This window comes from Streptomyces sp. R41, assembly GCF_041053055.1.
GTDB lineage: Bacteria > Actinomycetota > Actinomycetes > Streptomycetales > Streptomycetaceae > Streptomyces.
This window is the reverse complement of sequence record NZ_CP163443.1, coordinates 3,618,078-3,635,469: the sequence shown is the minus strand read 5'-3', so window position 1 is coordinate 3,635,469 and position 17,392 is coordinate 3,618,078. Positions and strand designations below refer to the sequence as shown.

General features: G+C 70.4%; 12 protein-coding genes and 1 pseudogene. 6 read left to right on the top strand and 7 right to left on the bottom strand.

The window, feature by feature from the left end; all coding sequences use genetic code 11:
- Window positions 1-13: 13 nt before the first annotated feature.
- Both AB5J53_RS16890 and AB5J53_RS16885 read right to left on the bottom strand, forming a co-directional pair.
- Window positions 14-280: a protealysin inhibitor emfourin gene (locus AB5J53_RS16890; protein ID WP_369246482.1), complete on the bottom strand. Its 267-nt coding sequence runs from the start codon at window positions 278-280 to the stop codon at window positions 14-16.
- A gap of 32 nt (window positions 281-312) precedes the next feature.
- Window positions 313-1,383: a M4 family metallopeptidase gene (locus AB5J53_RS16885; RefSeq protein ID WP_369246481.1), complete on the bottom strand. Its 1,071-nt coding sequence runs from the start codon at window positions 1,381-1,383 to the stop codon at window positions 313-315.
- 330 nt (window positions 1,384-1,713) lie between these two features.
- Between AB5J53_RS16885 and leuA the strand changes: the two genes are divergently transcribed.
- From leuA to AB5J53_RS16855, 6 genes and pseudogenes are all read left to right on the top strand, one after another.
- Window positions 1,714-3,444 carry a 2-isopropylmalate synthase gene (gene leuA / locus AB5J53_RS16880; RefSeq protein ID WP_369246480.1) on the top strand — a complete coding sequence of 577 codons (1,731 nt, stop codon included), beginning with the start codon at window positions 1,714-1,716 and terminating at the stop codon, window positions 3,442-3,444.
- 186 nt (window positions 3,445-3,630) lie between these two features.
- Complete coding sequence (locus tag AB5J53_RS16875) at window positions 3,631-4,326, top strand: TerB family tellurite resistance protein (protein ID WP_369246479.1); 696 nt, start codon at window positions 3,631-3,633, stop codon at window positions 4,324-4,326.
- Between the two features lie 140 nt (window positions 4,327-4,466).
- Window positions 4,467-6,557, top strand: a complete 2,091-nt coding sequence (locus AB5J53_RS16870; protein WP_369246478.1) for an MMPL family transporter — start codon at window positions 4,467-4,469, stop codon at window positions 6,555-6,557.
- 72 nt (window positions 6,558-6,629) lie between these two features.
- Window positions 6,630-7,799, top strand: a pseudogene (locus tag AB5J53_RS16865) (sensor histidine kinase); the annotation flags it as partial.
- A 362-nt stretch (window positions 7,800-8,161) separates the two neighbouring features.
- The gene (locus tag AB5J53_RS16860) at window positions 8,162-8,830 is read left to right on the top strand and encodes a response regulator (protein ID WP_369246477.1); all 669 of its coding nucleotides are present in this window, start codon (window positions 8,162-8,164) and stop codon (window positions 8,828-8,830) included.
- A gap of 148 nt (window positions 8,831-8,978) precedes the next feature.
- Window positions 8,979-10,187, top strand: a complete 1,209-nt coding sequence (locus tag AB5J53_RS16855; RefSeq protein ID WP_369246476.1) for an exo-alpha-sialidase — start codon at window positions 8,979-8,981, stop codon at window positions 10,185-10,187.
- Window positions 10,188-10,334: 147 nt separating this feature from the next.
- Here AB5J53_RS16855 and AB5J53_RS16850 read toward each other — a convergent pair whose 3' ends face one another.
- From AB5J53_RS16850 to AB5J53_RS16830, 5 genes are all read right to left on the bottom strand, one after another.
- Window positions 10,335-11,270, bottom strand: coding sequence for a dihydrodipicolinate synthase family protein (locus tag AB5J53_RS16850; RefSeq protein ID WP_369246475.1), 936 nt, complete (start codon window positions 11,268-11,270; stop codon window positions 10,335-10,337).
- Window positions 11,267-12,334, bottom strand: coding sequence for an oligopeptide/dipeptide ABC transporter ATP-binding protein (locus tag AB5J53_RS16845; RefSeq protein WP_369246474.1), 1,068 nt, complete (start codon window positions 12,332-12,334; stop codon window positions 11,267-11,269). Before AB5J53_RS16845 ends, AB5J53_RS16850 begins: the two co-directional genes overlap by 4 nt.
- A 209-nt stretch (window positions 12,335-12,543) precedes the next feature.
- Entirely contained in the window at window positions 12,544-14,565 is a 2,022-nt protein-coding gene (locus AB5J53_RS16840) for a dipeptide/oligopeptide/nickel ABC transporter permease/ATP-binding protein (RefSeq protein ID WP_369246473.1), read from the bottom strand.
- Window positions 14,566-14,616: 51 nt separating this feature from the next.
- Window positions 14,617-15,576, bottom strand: a complete 960-nt coding sequence (locus AB5J53_RS16835; RefSeq protein ID WP_369246472.1) for an ABC transporter permease — start codon at window positions 15,574-15,576, stop codon at window positions 14,617-14,619.
- Window positions 15,577-15,595: 19 nt separating this feature from the next.
- Window positions 15,596-17,224 (bottom strand): ABC transporter substrate-binding protein, encoded by a 1,629-nt coding sequence (locus AB5J53_RS16830; protein ID WP_369246471.1) that lies wholly within the window; start codon window positions 17,222-17,224, stop codon window positions 15,596-15,598.
- Window positions 17,225-17,392: the final 168 nt, after the last annotated feature.

Sequence of the window (17,392 nt, the reverse complement as noted above, 5' to 3'; positions counted from 1 at the left end):
GCACGCTCGGTTCTTACGCACCCTCCTTCAGCACCCTCGAAATCAGCTTCCGCTGGTCCTCCGTCAGGCGTGGATCGGCCGCGTACACCGTCTTCCCGTCCACCGTGATCTCGTAGCTGAAGCCGTCCGGGACGCCGATGGGCGGCGCGCCCCGGCTGGCGGCGATCGCCTGCTCGGCCAGGGCGTGCCACTCCTGGGCGTCGGGCCGTCCCGAGGTGTTCACCTCGGCATGCCGCTCGATGCCCGCGAATCCGCCCGTGCGCCTCACCTGAATACGCATGGGTCCTGTCTAGTACGAGTCGGGGGCCGGGGCTACGTGGTCGGCACTCCGACCTGCTCCCAGGCCTTCTCCACGGCCTGCAGTTCCTCCCCCTCGTTGTACCGGGAGCGGGCCGCGGCGAGCGTGAGTCGTGCGAAGTCCGAGAACAGCGCCTGTGAGGGAAGCTCCCCGCCGGTCAGCACGTCGTACCAGATCTGCCCGGCCCGCTCCCACGCGTGGCCACCGAGCGCCTCGGCGACGAGATAGAAGGCGTGGTTGGGGATGCCGGAGTTGATGTGGACCCCGCCGTTGTCGCGGCCGGTGCGGACGTAGTGGTCCATCGTCGCGGGCTGCGGGTCCTTGCCGAGCACGTCGTCGTCGTACGCGCTGCCCGGCTCCTTCATGGAGCGCAGGGCCGTGCCGGTGACGCGCGGGGCGAGCAGGCTCGCGCCGATCAGCCAGTCGGCCTCGGCGGCGGTCTGGCCGAGCGTGTACTGCTTGATCAGCGAGCCGAAGACGTCCGACATGGACTCGTTCAGGGCGCCGGGCTGGCCGAAGTAGGTGAGGTTCGCGGTGTACTGGGTGACGCCGTGGGTCAGCTCGTGGCCGATGACGTCGACCGGGATGGTGAAGTCGAGGAAGATCTCGCCGTCACCGTCGCCGAACACCATCTGCTCGCCGTTCCAGAAGGCGTTGTTGTAGTTCTGGTCGAAGTGCACGGTGGCGTCGAGGGGCAGGCCCTCGCCATTGATGGAGTTGCGCTGGTACGCGTTGAGGTAGAGCTCGAAGGTCGCGCCCAGACCGGCGTACGCGCGGTTGACCGTGGCGTCCTTGCCCGGCTTGTCGCCCTCGCCGCGGACCTTCTTGCCGGGCAGGTCCTGGTGGTGGCGGGCGTCGTAGATCGTGCGGTGCGGCTTCTGCTCGGCCGCTTCCTTGGGTGGGGCGACGGTCGGGGCGCCGATGACCGTGGTCAGCCGGCGGTGGGTGCGCTCGTAGGCGTCGCGCTCCAGGGTCTGGCGCGCGGGACCGGCGAGCGCGGGGTCCTCGTGCTGGGCGAGCTTGTCGAGGACATGGGGCGGCACGATGGTGCAGAAGACGGGCTCGAAGCCCCCGTTGGTCGTCATGCCCGGCACCCTTGCACTGAGTTATGCCTCTGTCACTACCTGCAACCATGATTGGTGAAATGGGGCAATAAGGAGCCTCGGAGTCCGGCCGGGAGTGGTATGGCGCACCTTTTTGCACCTTTCGTTCCCTTCGTGGCCGCGATCCCGCATACTGATACAGCCCCCCGCACGGAGCACGGCTCGGCTAGGCTGCGGAGCATCATGCGTTTCGGGCTGCTTCTCCTTAGCTGCCGCGGCGAGGGCCTGTAGTCGAGGCCGACCCCCTCCCCGCGGAGTCTGGCGTTGCGCCGTCGGCCGTCCTTTCCGGACACCACGAGGAGCCCACGCACCATGGCGAACAGCCAGAACCGCCAGCAGCCCACGTCCATGCCGATCCACAAGTACGGTCGGTACGACCAGGTGGACATCCCGGACCGCACCTGGCCGGAGAACCGGATCACCGTCGCCCCCCGCTGGCTCTCCACGGATCTGCGCGACGGCAACCAAGCCCTGATCGACCCCATGTCGCCCGCGCGCAAGCGCGCGATGTTCGACCTGCTGGTGAAGATGGGCTACAAGGAGATCGAGGTCGGCTTCCCCGCGTCGGGGCAGACGGACTTCGACTTCGTACGGTCGATCATCGAGGACGAGAGCGCGATCCCGGACGACGTGACGATCTCCGTGCTGACCCAGGCCCGTGAGGACCTGATCGAGCGGACCGTGGAGTCGCTGAAGGGCGCCAAGCGCGCCACCGTGCACCTGTACAACGCGACCGCGCCGGTCTTCCGCCGGGTCGTCTTCCGCGGCTCCAAGGACGACATCAAGCAGATCGCCGTCGACGGCACACGCCTGGTCATGGAGTACGCGGAGAAGCTGCTGGGCCCGGAGACGGAATTCGGCTATCAGTACAGCCCCGAGATCTTCACCGACACCGAGCTGGACTTCGCCCTGGAGGTCTGCGAGGCGGTCATGGACGTCTGGCAGCCCGGCCCGGGCCGCGAGATCATCCTCAACCTGCCCGCCACCGTTGAGCGTTCGACCCCGTCGACGCACGCGGACCGCTTCGAGTGGATGGGCCGCAACCTGTCCCGCCGCGAGCACGTCTGCCTGTCCATCCACCCGCACAACGACCGCGGTACGGCCGTCGCCGCCGCCGAGCTGGCGCTGATGGCCGGCGCCGACCGCGTCGAGGGCTGTCTGTTCGGTCAGGGCGAGCGCACCGGCAACGTCGACCTGGTCACCCTGGGCATGAACCTGTTCTCGCAGGGCGTCGACCCGCAGATCGACTTCTCCGACATCGACGAGATCCGTCGTACGTGGGAGTACTGCAACCAGATGGAGGTCCACGCACGCCACCCGTACGTCGGCGACCTCGTCTACACCTCCTTCTCCGGCTCCCACCAGGACGCCATCAAGAAGGGCTTCGACGCGATGGAGGCCGACGCGGCCGCCAAGGGCGTCACGGTCGACGACATCGAGTGGGCCGTCCCGTACCTGCCGATCGACCCGAAGGACGTCGGCCGCTCGTACGAGGCCGTCATCCGCGTCAACTCGCAGTCCGGCAAGGGCGGTATCGCGTACGTCCTGAAGAACGACCACAAGCTGGACCTGCCGCGCCGGATGCAGATCGAGTTCTCGAAGATCATCCAGGCGAAGACGGACGCCGAGGGCGGCGAGGTCACGCCGAAGGACATCTGGGCGACCTTCCAGGACGAGTACCTGCCCAACCCCGAGAACGCGTGGGGCCGTATCCAGGTCAAGAACGGCCAGTCGACGACCGACACCGACGGCGTGGACACGCTGAAGGTCGAGGCCACGGTCGACGGCCAGGACACCGTCCTGACCGGCTCCGGCAACGGTCCGATCTCGGCGTTCTTCGACGCACTGCAGTCCATCGGCATCGACGTACGCCTGCTGGACTACCAGGAGCACACGATGAGCGAGGGCGCCTCCGCGCAGGCCGCCTCGTACATCGAATGCGCGATCGACGACAAGGTTCTGTGGGGAATCGGCATCGACGCGAATACGACACGTGCTTCGCTGAAGGCGGTCGTCTCCGCGGTCAACCGCGCGGCCCGCTGACCTCGTTCACCTGGTTCTTTCCGGCTCCGTCCGCCCTTCGAGGCGGGCGGAGCCGCGTCGTTTACCGGCCAATCCGCGTGGAGGTCACGAGCAGGTCTCGTCCGGGGTACTGACTCCGCATCAACAATGTGGCTAACATCACGCCAGCGCGGCGATGTTGCCGCGGCGTTACGGAGGTGTGCGACGGTGCTGCCGGAATGGGGACGAAACGGTCGTGCAGTTCAGGTTTCCCGCGTCCTGGGCACCCGTACCGCGTGGACCACCGTCGGCGACGGCGAGTTCTTCTGCCCCGGCTGCGGAGGCGACCGCAACTACCAGCGCCTCACCGGCCGTCGCCGCTTCACCCTCCTCGGCGTTCCCGTCCTGCCGCGCGGCGAGACCGGACCCGTCGTCGAATGCGCCGCCTGCGGCCACCACTACGGCGCCGACGTCCTCGACCACCCCACCACCACCCGCTTCTCGGCGATGCTGCGCGACGCCGTCCACACCGTCGCCCTCGCCGTGCTCGCCGCGGGCGGCACCTGCGCCCGTACGTCGCTGGAGACCGCCGCGGGCGCGGTGCGCTCGGCCGGCTTCGACGACTGCACGGAGGACCAGCTCGCCGCGCTCGTCGAGGCGCTCGCCGCGGACACCGGCCGGGTCTTCGGGGAGCCGTGCGGGGCGAGTCTGGCAATAGAGCTCCACGAGGCCCTGGACCCGCTGGCACCGCACCTCGCGCCGACCGGCCGGGAGGCGATCCTTCTCCAGGGCGCCCGCATCGCGCTGGCGGACGGCCCCTACACGCCCGCCGAGCGGGACGTGCTGGCCACCGTGGGCGCGGCGCTGACGATCTGCTCGGACGATGTGACGCGGCTGCTGGTGGCGGCGCGTACGCCGTCGTAGTACTCCCCAGGGAGTAATCCCCCCGTCCCGACACCCCTCGGAGTAGCCCCGAACTCGCCCTCCCGCGCGACGATTCCGCTCCCGCGTGCCGGGAGTCTGGTGCTTGTCCAGACACCCGGCCAGGAGGGGAGGACCCCGTCATGGGGCCCGGAAAGACAACCACGCACAGGCGGCGCAGGGCCGTGCCCTGGGCGCTGCTCGGGCTCTGGGTGGCCGTGCTGGCCGTCGTCGGGCCGTTCGCGTCGAAGCTCGCGGACGTGCAGCACGACCGAGCCGTCGACTACCTGCCGGCGAGCGCGGACTCGACCCAAGTGGCCAAGATCGAGGACCGGTTGCCCGGCGGTGAGACCACCGAGCTGGTGCTCGTCTATCACCGCGACGGCGGGCTGAGCGCCGCGGACCGCGCGACGGCCGCGCGCCAGGTCACCGAGATCACCAAGGAGAACCCGCTCACCGCACCCCCGAAGGGCGTGCCGTCGCGGGACGGCACCACGCTGATGTACCCGGTCGCCAGCTCCGCGCCAGGGACCGACGAGAAGAAGCGGGACGCGTTCGTGAACGACGTTCGCGATGTCGCCCGCACCGAGAACGGCATGACCGTCGACGTGGGCGGCCCCGGCGCGCTCGCCACCGACGCCGCCGAGGTCTACAACTCCCTCGGCGGCCCGCTGCTCTACACCACCGTCGCCGTCGTCGCCGTCCTGCTGATCCTCATCTACCGCAGCCCCCTGCTGTGGCTCGTGCCGCTCGCCGTCGCGGGCGTCGCCGACTATCTGTCGATGGGCGTGGCCTACGGCCTCCACCAGGCCTTCGGGACCACCATCTCCGGCCAGAGCTCGGGCGTGATGACGATCCTCGTCTTCGGCGCCGGAACCGACTACGCGCTGCTGCTCATCTCCCGCTACCGCGAGGAGCTGCGGCGCGTGGAGCGGCCGTACGACGCCATGCGGCAGGCACTGCGCGGCTGCGGGCCCGCCGTGCTCGCCTCCTCCGGCACCGTCGCCGCCGGACTGCTCTGCCTGCTCGCCGCCGACCTCAACAGCAGCCGGGGCATGGGCCCGATGGGCACGGTCGGCGTGCTGTGCGCGCTCGTCGCCATGCTGACCCTGCTGCCCGCCGTACTCGTCCTGCTCGGGCGCCGGGTGTTCTGGCCGCTCGTGCCCGCCTACGGCAGCGAGCCCAAGCAGCGGCGGAGCCTGTTCTCCGCGATGGGGTCCTCCGCCGGGCGCCGGCCGTACGCCGTCCTCGCGGGCGGCGCCGTACTGCTCGGGGCGCTCGCCCTCGGCGCGCTGAACCTGCCCGGCGCGCTCAAGCAGCAGGACTCCTTCGTCCACAAGCCCGACTCGGTCGTCGCGATCGAGACACTCGCAAAGGCCTACCCGGGGCAGGGCACCCAGCCGATCACCGTGATCACCCCCACCGGACGGGCGGACGCCACGCTGGCCGCGGTGCGGGACCACCAGGGCGTCGCGACCGCCGCACGGGGGCGCAGCGGCGGCGGCTGGACGGAGATCTCCGTGACGGCGAAGGGCGCGCCCCAGTCGGCGGCCGAGACCGCCACGATCAAGTCCCTGCGGGGAGATCTCGATGGATCGGGCTCTTACGTCGGTGGCCCGAGCGCCCAGCAGATCGACCTGCAGGACACCAACGCCCGCGACCGGCTCGTCGTCGTACCGATCGTGCTCGCCTCCGTGCTGCTGATCCTGATCGCGCTGCTGCGCAGCCTGGTCGCTCCGCTGCTGCTGGTCGCCGCCGTGATCGCGGTGTGGGGCGCGGCGCTCGGCATCGGCGGGCTGGTCTTCGGGCCGCTGTTCGGGTTCGAGGGGACCGACCCGGGGCTCGGGCTGCTGTCCTTCGTCTTCCTCGTCGCGCTCGGCGTCGACTACGGGATCTTCCTCATGCACCGGATGCGCGAGGAGTCCCTCGCGGGCGCCGAGCCCGCCACCGCCGCGCTGACCGCGCTGCGCACGACGGGAGGCGTGATCGCCTCGGCCGGACTGGTCCTGGCGGCGACCTTCGCGGTGCTGACGAACATGGGGCTGCTGCAGCTCGTCGAGCTCGGGTTCGTGATCGCGGTCGGGGTGCTGCTCGACACCTTCCTCGTCCGCACCTACCTGGTGACCAGCGCCAGTGTGGCGCTGCGGAGGAGGGTGTGGTGGCCGGGGCAGCTGTCACGGGAGCCGTCGGAGCCACCCGAGCCGCGGCAGAAGGAACCCGTCGTCGTCGCCTGAGCGGCATGTGGGCGCCCCTGTCTCCCGCAGGGGCGCCTCCTCACGGAGGATGAACCGGTGGACGCCAAACGCATACTGCTCACGGGCTTCGCCCACCCGGGGAGCGTCAGCCCCGCCCGGGTCCTGCGCCAGGACGCGCTGCTGGCCGCCGCGCTGCTGGTCGTCGACGTGTCCGTGGCGCTCGTGCTCGACACCGACGGCCGACGGCCGGACGGGCTCGGCTGGACCCTCCTGATCGCCGGGCACGTCCCGATGGTGTGGCGGCGCCGCGCCCCGCTCGTCTCGTTCCTCGCGCTCGTCGCCTGCATCGGCCCGTACCACGCGCTCGACTTCGACCACACGGCGCCGCTGCCCGTCTCGATGCTTGGCCTGTTCACCGTCGCCGTGACGGGGCGCCCGCTGCGCTCCGCCCTGGTCGGCGGCGGCGTCATCGGCATCATGCTCTCCGTCAAGTTCTCGCAGGGCACCACCGAGGGCGCCCAGGCGCTGCGCGTCACCGGCTGGATCGTCGCGCTCCTCGTCCTCGGCGTGTACGCGCGCGTGCACCGCCAGTACGTCACCTCGGTCGTCGAACGCGCCGAACGCGCCGAGCGGACCCGCGAGGAGGAGGCCCGCCGCCGGGTCGCCGAGGAACGCCTGCGCATCGCCCGCGACCTGCACGATCTGCTCGCCCACAGCATCACCCTCATCGGCGTCCAGACGTCCGTCGCCGCGCACGTGCTGGCCGCCGACCCCGACCGCCTCGACCGTACGGCGGTCGCCCGGGCCCTCGAGGACATCTCAGAGACCTGCCGCACCGCACGCGGCGAACTGCGCACCACGCTGGAGGTACTGCGCGCCTCCGAGTTCGGCGGAGACGGGCGCGGGCCGCTGCCCGGGCTCGACGGGGTGCCGGACCTGGTGACGGCGGCACGGACCGCGGGCGCAACGGTGGAGACCGCGGTCGCGGTGGAAGCGGGTGACGTACCGTCCGCCGTCGGCGCCGCCGCCTACCGGATCGTCCAGGAGGCGCTCACCAACGCGGTCCGGCACGCGGGTCCCGACGTGACGGTACGCGTGGGCCTGCGGGCGGAGGGCTGGGCGCTGCACGTCACGGTCACGGACGACGGCGTCGGCGACGCGGGCGGCACACCCGGGTTCGGCCTCGTGGGAATGCGGGAGCGGGCTCGTAGTGTGGGCGGGACGTTGGAGGCCGGGGTGCGGGAGGGGGGTGGGTTCGGGGTGTGGGCGGTGCTGCCACTGGGGGCCGGGGTGCCGGCGCAGACGTCCGGGCGGGACGGCGTACGTGCTTCTGGGGCTGTACGTGATCTCGAGGCCGTAAGCGATCCTCAAGCCGCGCGTGATGTGGAAGCCGTACGTGATCCTCAAGCCGTACGTGATCGCGAAGCCGTACCTGATCCTCAAGCCGCAGGTGTTTTCGAAGCCGTACGTGAGCCCGGTCCCGTACGTGAACCCGGTCCCGTACGTGCGTCCGATCCCGTACGTGAGCCCGGTCCCGTACGTGCGTCCGATCCCGTACGTGAGCCCGGTCCCGTACGTGCGTCCGATCCCGTAGGTGCATCCGATCCGGTGCGTGCCGCCGAACTCGAACGAGGCGATTCCCGATGACCATCCGAGTACTCCTCGCCGACGATCAGACGCTGGTGCGGGCCGCGTTCGCCATGCTGGTCGAGTCGGCGCGGGACATGGAGGTCGTCGGGCAGGCGGCCACCGGGCGGGAGGCGGTGGAGCTGGCGCGCAGCGCGCGGGCCGATCTGGTCGTCATGGACATCCGGATGCCCGACCTGGACGGCATCGAGGCGACCCGGCTCATCGCGGCCGACGAGAACCTGGCCGGGGTCAGGGTCCTGGTCCTCACCACGTACGACACGGACGAATACATCGCGGAGGCGCTGCGCGCGGGTGCCTCCGGCTTCCTGGTGAAGGACACGAGGCCCGCCGAGCTCCTCGACGCCATCCGTACGGTGGCCGGCGGCGAGGCCCTGCTCTCGCCGGGCCCGACCGCCCGGCTGATCGCCCGTTTCCTGCGCAGCCCGTCGGCTCCCGCGCCCGCGGCGGGTGGTCCCGGCGGCCTCTCCGAGCGGGAGCGCGAGGTGCTGACGCTGGTCGCGCGCGGCCTCAACAACACCGAGATAGCCGGGGCGCTGGGACTGAGCCCGCTCACCGCGAAGACCCACGTGAGCCGCATCATGGGCAAGCTGGGCGCCCGCGACCGGGCCCAGCTGGTGATCGTGGCGTACGAGTCGGGACTCGTCACTCCCGGCGCCGCCTGACGAGTCGGGACTCGTCACCCCGGCACCGCCTGCTGAGCTGACGCCTCATCAACACGCCGTAGCCGCACGGATATTGATACGTCTCCCTGGGCGCACTAGGTTCTCCTGGACATCCCACGTCCTATGTCCACCGGAGCCAGGGAGCGCCATGAGCATCACGAGCCGCAGGGTCGCGCTGGCGGCAGCCATCGGACTCCTCACCGCGCTCGCCGTCACCGGCACCGCGTCGGGCGCGCCGCTCGCCACCCGGGGCTGTACCTCCTCCGTGCCGTACACGGCGGGCCAGGACGGCTACGACACGTATCGCATCCCGGCGACGGTCACCACGCGCGTGGGCACGCTGCTCGCCTTCGCCGAGGGGAGACACAACGGCGCGGGCGACACCGGCAACATCGACGTCGTCCTCAGACGATCCTTCGACGGCGGCTGCACGTGGGGCCCGCTGCGGGTCGTCGCGTCCGGTGACGGCGACACCCGGGGCAACCCGGCGCCGGTGGTGGATCCGAAGACCGGCCGGATCGTGTTGGTCACGTCCTACAACAGCGGTGCCGTGACCGAGGCGCAGATCATGCGGGGCGAGGTCACTCCGGAACAGAGCCGTCGCGTCTTCGTCCAGACGAGCCGCGACGACGGCCGGCACTTCTCCGCTCCGCGCGACATCACGGCGGAGGTGAAGCTGCCGGGCTGGCGGTGGTACGCCACCGGCCCCGGCCACGCGATCGCTCTCCGCCACGGCCCGCACGCCGGGCGCCTGGTCGTCGCCGCCAACCACTCCGCGGCCCCGCCGGTGGGCTCCGCCGATACCGGGCAGGAGCCCAAGTACTACGGCGGGCACGCCATCTACAGCGACGACGGCGGGGTCACCTGGCGGCTGGGCTTCGTGGACGACTCCTACGACGGGGTCGACAACGCGAACGAGAGCGGTGTCGCGGAACTCCCCGACGGGCGGCTGTACTTCACGTCCCGCGACCAGAACGGCACGAGTGCCGGGAACCGTCTCGACGCCTACTCCGGCGACGGTGGGGAGACCCTGTCCCGCCCCTACACCATCCAGCCCACCCTGGACGACGTCCCCGTCGTCCAGGCGAGCGTCCTCCAACTGACGGGTCCTTCCGCCCCCCTCCTCTTCTCCGGTCCCTCCGTCCCGACCGCCCGTCAGTCCATGGCCATCTGGCGCAGCACGGACGCCGGCGCGTCCTTCACCAAGGCGATGACCCTCTCCTCGCAGCGGGCCGCGTACTCCGACCTCGTGCAGCTCGGCGCGAGCCGGGTCGGTCTTCTCTACGAGACCGGCGCGACGGGGACGTACGACACGATCGAGTTCCGACGGGTGCCGGTGGGCGACTTGCTGGGGTGAGGTTTTTTCGCCCCCTCCGCCCCTGCCCGTCCCGACCAGCCTGTCGGCTGCGGGTGGGTGGGGGCTTGTCGCGCAGTTCCCCGCGCCCCTTCAGGGGCGGAGCCCCAGGTCGGGTCGGGTAGGGGCGGAGGGGGCGAAAACCACCCCTTACAGCAGCCCCGCCCCCGCCAGATACTTCCCCACCCGCTCGACCTCCCCCTCCGACAACGGAACCTGCGGCTCCGCCGTAGCCGGACAGTCGATGACCCCCCGCAGATACAGCGCAGCCTTGAACGCACCGAGGGCCGACGAGCTACCGCCCATCCGGGCGGGGTCCCCCACGCCCACCATCCGGAACAGCGCGCACAGCCGTTCCTGTTCGGCCCGAGCCCGCTCCCAGTCACCCTCGCGGCAGAGCCGGAACAGGCGCACGTATCCGACGGGATCGACGTTCCCGAGCCCGGGCACCGCCCCGTCCGCCCCGAGGGCGAGCGCGGAGTCGACGACGACCTCGGAACCGGTGAGGAGGGTGAAACCGCTGATGTCGGGGTGGGACCGGGCGCCGGTGACGACGGTGCGGAAGGTGCCGAGGTCGCCGCTGGAGTCCTTGAGGCCGGCGAGGACACCGTCCGCGGCCAGCTCCAGGACCAGGTCCGCGCTCAGCTTGGTGTGGACGGAGACGGGGAGGTCGTAGGCGAAGACCGGCACGGGCGAGCGCGTGGCGATCACGCGGTAGTGGCGGGCGATCTCCGCCGGGTGGGTGCGGGTGTAGAAGGGGGCGGTGACGACCACGGCATCCGCGCCCGCCGCCGTCACGTCCCGGACGTGGTCCAGGACGCGCGGCGTCGTCATGTCGATCGCGCCCGCGAGGACGGGGAGCCGGCCGGCGACATGGCCGGCCACGGTCTCCACGACCAGCCTGCGCTGCGCATCCGTCAGGTACGCCGCCTCCGACGTCGAGCCGAGCACGAACAGACCGTCCACCCCGCCGTCCACCAGATGGTCCACGAGCCTGATGAGCGAGGGGACATCCACCTCGCGTTCCGGTGTCAGGGGAGTGCAGACGGGCGGTACGACACCGGTCAACGGGGTGGGAATGGTCATGAAGGCTCCCTGATGTGCTGCTGGAACGGAACGTCGGCCATGGCGGTGGCCGGGGCGGCGGACTCGGCCTGCGCGACCAGCGCGCGCGTGGTCTGGCCCTCCTCCACAGGATGGTGGCACCGGTAGCGGTGATCGGGGGTCGACGCGGCCGTGAAGTCCGGCATCGAGGCGGCACACTCCTCATCAGCCTTCCAGCAACGCGTGCGGAACGGGCAGCCGCTCGGCGGGCGGGTCGCCGACGGGACCGGGCCCGCCAGGGGGATCGGGTCGATGGGGTCGAGGAGGCCCGGGGTCGCCGAGAAGAGGGCACGCGTGTACGGGTGGCGGGAGCGGTCGGTGACCTCGTCGGCCGGTGACTCCTCGACGATCCGGCCGAGGTACATCGTGATCACCCGGTCGCTCATCCGCCGTACGGTCTGGATGTCGTGCGAGACGAACACCAGGGCCAGCCCGAGCCGCTCCTTCAGGTCCAGGAGGAGGTTCAGGATCTGGGCGCGGACCGACACGTCCAGCGCGCTCGTCGGCTCGTCGGCCACCACCAGGTCCGGGTCCAGCGCCAGGGCCCGGGCGATCGCCACGCGTTGGCGCTGGCCGCCGGAGAGCTGGCCGGGCAGGGCGTCCGCGAGGGCGCGGGGGAGGCCGACCAGCGACATCAACTCCCGTACACGATCCGCGCGTTCGGCGGTCGTGCCGCGCCGGTGGACGTCCAGCGGGTCCCGCAGGATCTGGTGGATCGTCAGCCGTCGGTTCAGCGCCGTCGACGGGTCCTGGAAGATCATGCCGGTGCTGCTGCCGATGGCCGTGCGCCGTTCCGCGGGCTTCATGGACCAGACGTCCTGGCCGCGGAAGGTCACCGTCCCGGCCGTCGGCCGCTGCACCCCGACCAGCACCTTCGCGAGCGTCGACTTGCCGCAGCCGGACTCGCCGACGACGCCGACCGTCTCGCCGGGCGCGATGGCGAGGTCGGCGCCGGTGAGGGCGTACACCCGGTCGCGGGCGAACAGCCCACCGGTGCGGGCCTTGTGGACGACGTGGGTGTCGGACAGCGCTACCAGTGCGGTCACTTGAGGGCCTCGGCTTTCCCGGTCGGCGCGGTCACTTGTCGGCCTCGGCTTTCCCCGTCAGCGCGGTCACTTGCAGGCCTCGGCCCTTCCGGTCGGCCCGCCACTTGTCGGCCCCGACCTTCCCGGTCGGCGCTGGTCACGTATCGGCCTCGGCTTTCCCGGTCCGCGCGGGTCACTTGTCGGCTTCGGCCTTTCCCAGTCCGCGCGGGTCACGTGACGGCCCCCTCGCTTCCGTTGGGATCGGCCAGCGCGACGGCGCCCCCGCTGTCCCTCTCCATGGTCCCGAGGTCGGCGGCCGGGTGGTGACAGGCCGCCGTGTGCGTCCGTGTCCCCACCAGGTCAGGCACCGTCGTACGGCACACCTCGCTCGCCATCGGGCAGCGGTCGGCGAAGCGGCAGCCGGCCGGGAAGTCGGCCGGGGAGGGCACGACCCCCTTGATCTGGGTCATGCGCTCGGCCGCCGACTCCAGCGAGAGCACGCTGCCGAGCAGCCCGCGCGTGTAGTGGTGGGCCGGGACCTCCACCAGGTCGGCGGTCACCCCGGTCTCGACGATCTGTCCGCCGTACATGACGACCACCCGGTCGGTGACCGCCGAGACCAGCGCCAGGTCGTGAGAGACGAGGATCAGCGCGAAGTCCAGCTCCGCGCGCAGCCGCAGCAGCAGCTCTATGACCTGCGCCTGCACCGTCACGTCGAGGGCCGTGGTCGGTTCGTCGGCGACGATCAGCTTGGGGCTGCGGGACAGGGCCATCGCGATCAGGACGCGCTGGCGCTGGCCGCCCGAGAGCTCGTGGGGGTAGCTGCGCAGGGTGCGGTCGGGGTCGAGGCCGACCAGTTCCAGCAGCTGGGCCGGGGAACGCTTCCCGCCCCTGCGTACGACCTGCTTCAGCTGTGCCCGGATCGTCATCGCCGGGTTCAGGGACGACAGCGCGTCCTGGTAGATCATCGCCATCTCGTGGCCCAGCAGCCGGCGCCGTACGCGCATGGGCTCACCGATCAACTGCCGCTGGTTGAACCGGACATGGCCACGGACCCGGGCCCCCTTGGGCTCCAGGCCCATCACCGTGAGCGCCGTCAGCGACTTGCCGCAGCCGGACTCGCCGACCAGACCGAGGACTTCACCCGGCTGTACCTCGAAGCTGATGCCGTCGACGATGTCCACGCCCCCGTGGCGGGCGTCGAAGCCGATGGCCAGGTTCTCGACGGCGAGGACGGGCTGCCGGCCGGAGGGCAGTGGCCGGGCCCGTGCGCGCAGGCGCGCTGCCGCCTCCGCGAGGCCCGGCAGTTCCAGGACCTTGCCGCTGCCCGGCTCGGGGGCCTCCAGCCGGTCCTCCGCCGCGGGCGCGGACACGTCCCTTGCCGCCGGGGCCGCCCACGCGTCCGAGACGCCCTCGGACAGGATGTTCAGCGACAGTACGGTGATCAGCATCAGCAGGCCGGGGAAGACCGTGGCCCACCAGCCGCCCGTCAGCACCATGTTCTTGCCATCCGCGATGACGCTGCCCCAGGACGGGTCCGGGGGCCGTACGCCCGCGCCGATGAAGGACAGCGACGCCTCGAAGACGATGGCCTCCGCGACCTGCACGGTGCAGAACACCAGTACGGGCGCGGCGCAGTTGATGGCCACGTGCTTGAGGACGATGTGCGGGGTGCGGGCGCCGATCACGTGCTCGGCGGTCACATAGTCCTCGCCGTACTGTGCCAGGACGTTCGCCCGTACGACCCTGGCGACCGGCGGGGTGAACAGGAAGGCGATCGCGCAGATCAGCACCGTGATGCCGCCGCCGAAGACGGCCACCAGGACGGCGGCGAGCGCGATGCCGGGAAACGCCATCACCACGTCCAGGCAGCGCATCAGCGTCTCGTCGACCGCCTTGCGGGAGGTCGCCGCGACCGCGCCGAGGAGCGCTCCCACGACCAGGGCGAGCGCGGTGGCGCCCAGGCCGATCGCGAGGGACCAGCGGGCGCCGTACATCAGCCGGCTGAGGATGTCCCGGCCGAGGCTGTCCTGACCCATCCAGTGGTCGGCGGACGGGTGTCCGGTGCCGTCCACCGGCGCCTGCTGATCGAGCGGGTCGTGCGGGGCCAGCAGCGGGGCGAAGAGCGCCACCAGTACGACCACGGCCAGGAAGCAGACCGCGACCTTCGACAGCAGCGGCAGCCGGCGCCAGCCGCGCAGCCGGACGCCGGGCCGGGAGAGGGCCTCGGTGAGGCTCTTGCGCGTGAACATCAGGTCGCATCCCTCAGTAGTGACATCAGGTCGCACCCCCAGGCAGCGACATCAGGTGGCATCCCTCAGCCGCGGGTTGACCAGCAGATACAGGATGTCGATGACGAGGTTCACGACCACGAAGCCGGTGGCCGTGGTCAGCACGACGCCCTGCACGACCGCCGGGTCGCCGTTCTTCACCGCGTCGATCATCAGCTTGCCCATGCCCGGCAGCGAGAAGATCGTCTCGATGACGACCGCGCCGCCGAGCAGATAGCCCACGCGCAGGCCCAGCACGGTGAGCGGGTTGATCAGGGCGTTGCGCAGCACGTTCCGCCCGACCACCACCCGCGGCGGCAGACCGCTCCCGATCGCCGTCCGTACGTAGTCCTTGTCCAGCTCCTCGACCACGGAGGTCCGCACGATCCGGGTGAGCTGCGCGGCGACCGGGAGGGAGAGCGCGAGCGCGGGCAGGGCCATGGTCTTCAGCCAGCCGCTCAGCGAGTCGGCCGGGTTGATGTAGCCGCCGGTCGGGAACCAGCCCTGGTCGACGGCCAGATACTGGATCATCAGCAGCGCCAGCCAGAAACCCGGCGCCGCGACCCCCGTGAGCGAGACGACCCGGATGATCTGGTCGGGCAGCCGGTCGCGGTAGATCGCGGCGATGACCCCGCCGAGCAGCGCGAGCACCACCGCGATGCCGAGCCCCAGGAAGGTGAGCTGGAGCGTGAGCGGCAGCGCGGTGGTGACCTGGTCGAGGACCGACCCCCGGGTCAGCGCGCTGGTGCCCATGTCGCCGTGGAGCAGGTCCCCGACGAAATGGAAGTAGCGGACCGGCAGCGGGTCGAGGAGCCCGTTCTGCTCGCGGAAGTCGTGCAGCTGCTGCGGGGTCGGATTGGCGCCCTGGAAGAACGCCGACGCCGGATCGACGTCGGAGAACCGCATCACGAGGAACACGAACAGGACGATCCCGAGCATCAGCGGCACGAGCAGCGCGACGCGGCGCAGCAGGATCCTGGCGATGGCGACCACGTACGAACTCCTTCGTCGCCTAGACCCACTTGGCTTGCAGCAGGTTGATACCCGGGTACGGCTGGGCCCTTATCCCCGTGAGCTTCTTCGGGTCCCATGCCGTCATCAGCTCGTTGTGCACGACCGGGTAGAGCACGGCCTCTTCGGCGACGATGTCGATGTAGTCCTGGATCATCGCCTTCTTCTTGTCGGCGTCCGGCTCCTGCGTCGCCTGGTCCATGTCCTTGAAGAGCTTCTTCGCCACGGAGTTGTCGGCCCAGCGGGCGTAGCCCATCCACAGGTTCTCGGGCCCGTAGTTGTAGTGCATGATCAGGTCGGCATCCAGCCCGAACTGATTCGGATTCGAGGCGGCCGCGACGACCTGGTAGTCCTGCTTCTGGTCCATCTTGGTGAAGACGGCGGTCGTCTCCTGCGGGGACAGGGTGGTCTCCACACCGATCGCGTCCCAGGACGCCTTGATGGTCGGCAGGCAGTCGACGATCCAACTGACGTTCACCGACAGGATCTCGATCTTCAGCCCCTTGACCCCGGCCTCCTTCAGGAGCTTCTTCGCCTTCTCGGGGTCGTACGAGTAGACGGTCTTGGCGGGCCGGTAGCTCGGGTTGCCTTCGTTGAGGAAGGAACTCGACGGCTTTCCGTGCCCCTTGAGGGCGACCTCGACCATCTTGCCGGTGTCGATCGCGTAGTGCAGCGCCTGCCGGACGCGTACGTCGTCGAAGGGCTTGTGCTTGGTGTTGAACATGAGGAAGAGGTTGTTCATGCCCGCGCCGCCCTGGACGGTCATGCCGCCCTTCTTGAGCTGTTCGATGTTGGCGTACGGGATGTTGTCGGCGATCTGCGCGCCGGCGCTGGCACCCGAGATCTTCGCGACGCGGGGCGCGGCATCCACTATGGTCAGCCAGTTCATCTTCTTGAACGCGGGCTTGCGCGGCCCGTTGTAGTCGGCGAACGCCTCGAAGGTGGTGTTCGACTTCGGGTGGTGCGCGGTCTGCCGGTACGGCCCCGAGCCGACCGCCTTGCCCTTGATCGCGTCGTCCCAGGCGCCCGGCTGGGAGAAGATGTGCTTCGGCATGATCTTCGCGAGGGTGAGCCGTGAAATCCCCTCGGGGAAGGGGAACTTGAGGACCAGCTCGACGTTCTGCGCGTCGATCTTCTTGACTTCCTTCAGCCAGCTGGCGAAGAAGCCCTTGGCGAGGGTCGGCGTCTTCGGATCGAGTATCCGGTCGAAGACGAACACCACGTCGTCGGCGGTGACCGGCTTCCCGTCGTGGAACTTGGCGCCCGCCCGCAGCGTGAACTTCCAGGACGTGCCACTCAGATCGGACGGCACCTCGGTGGCGAGCGCGGCGTACGGCTCGCGGGAGATCGGGTCCGTGTCGAGCAGGCCCTCGTAGATGTGGTTGTTGGCGGCCATGCAGAAGGCGGACGCGGTCTGTGTCGGATCCCAGCTGCCGTCGTTCCCGTAGCCGATGACAGCCGTCAGCGTGGCGTTCTTGCCGCCGCCTCCGCCTCCGGTGTCGTTCGTGGACTCCGGCCCGGACGAGCAGGCCGCCAGCGACGAGGAGAGGGCGGCGGCCGCGCCGAGGGTGCCGGTGTACTTCAGGAACGACCGGCGGTGCAGCGCCGGAGTGTGGGTCACGTCGCGCACGGTTCCTCCAGCAAGGAGTGGTCCAGTGAAGTGATCCAGTGAGTAGGAGATACGACGTCCTACGTCATAGGGAGCAGCGTGACCATAAGAGGGGGCGTGGAGGGGGTCAAGGGATCGCACACGAATGGCGTATCTTCCAGAGGTGCGACCAATGGCGGTGTGAAACAG

Excerpts from the sequence above, each read along its gene's own strand:
- AB5J53_RS16855 (WP_369246476.1), top strand. The coding sequence starts at position 8,979 with ATGAGCATCACGAGCCGCAGGGTCGCGCTGGCGGCAGCCATCGGACTC.
- AB5J53_RS16840 (WP_369246473.1), bottom strand. The coding sequence starts at position 14,565 with ATGTTCACGCGCAAGAGCCTCACCGAGGCCCTCTCCCGGCCCGGCGTC.
- AB5J53_RS16850 (WP_369246475.1), bottom strand. The coding sequence starts at position 11,270 with ATGACCATTCCCACCCCGTTGACCGGTGTCGTACCGCCCGTCTGCACT.
- AB5J53_RS16870 (WP_369246478.1), top strand. The coding sequence starts at position 4,467 with ATGGGGCCCGGAAAGACAACCACGCACAGGCGGCGCAGGGCCGTGCCC.
- AB5J53_RS16885 (WP_369246481.1), bottom strand. The coding sequence starts at position 1,383 with ATGACGACCAACGGGGGCTTCGAGCCCGTCTTCTGCACCATCGTGCCG.
- AB5J53_RS16860 (WP_369246477.1), top strand. The coding sequence starts at position 8,162 with ATGACCATCCGAGTACTCCTCGCCGACGATCAGACGCTGGTGCGGGCC.
- leuA (WP_369246480.1), top strand. The coding sequence starts at position 1,714 with ATGGCGAACAGCCAGAACCGCCAGCAGCCCACGTCCATGCCGATCCAC.
- AB5J53_RS16890 (WP_369246482.1), bottom strand. The coding sequence starts at position 280 with ATGCGTATTCAGGTGAGGCGCACGGGCGGATTCGCGGGCATCGAGCGG.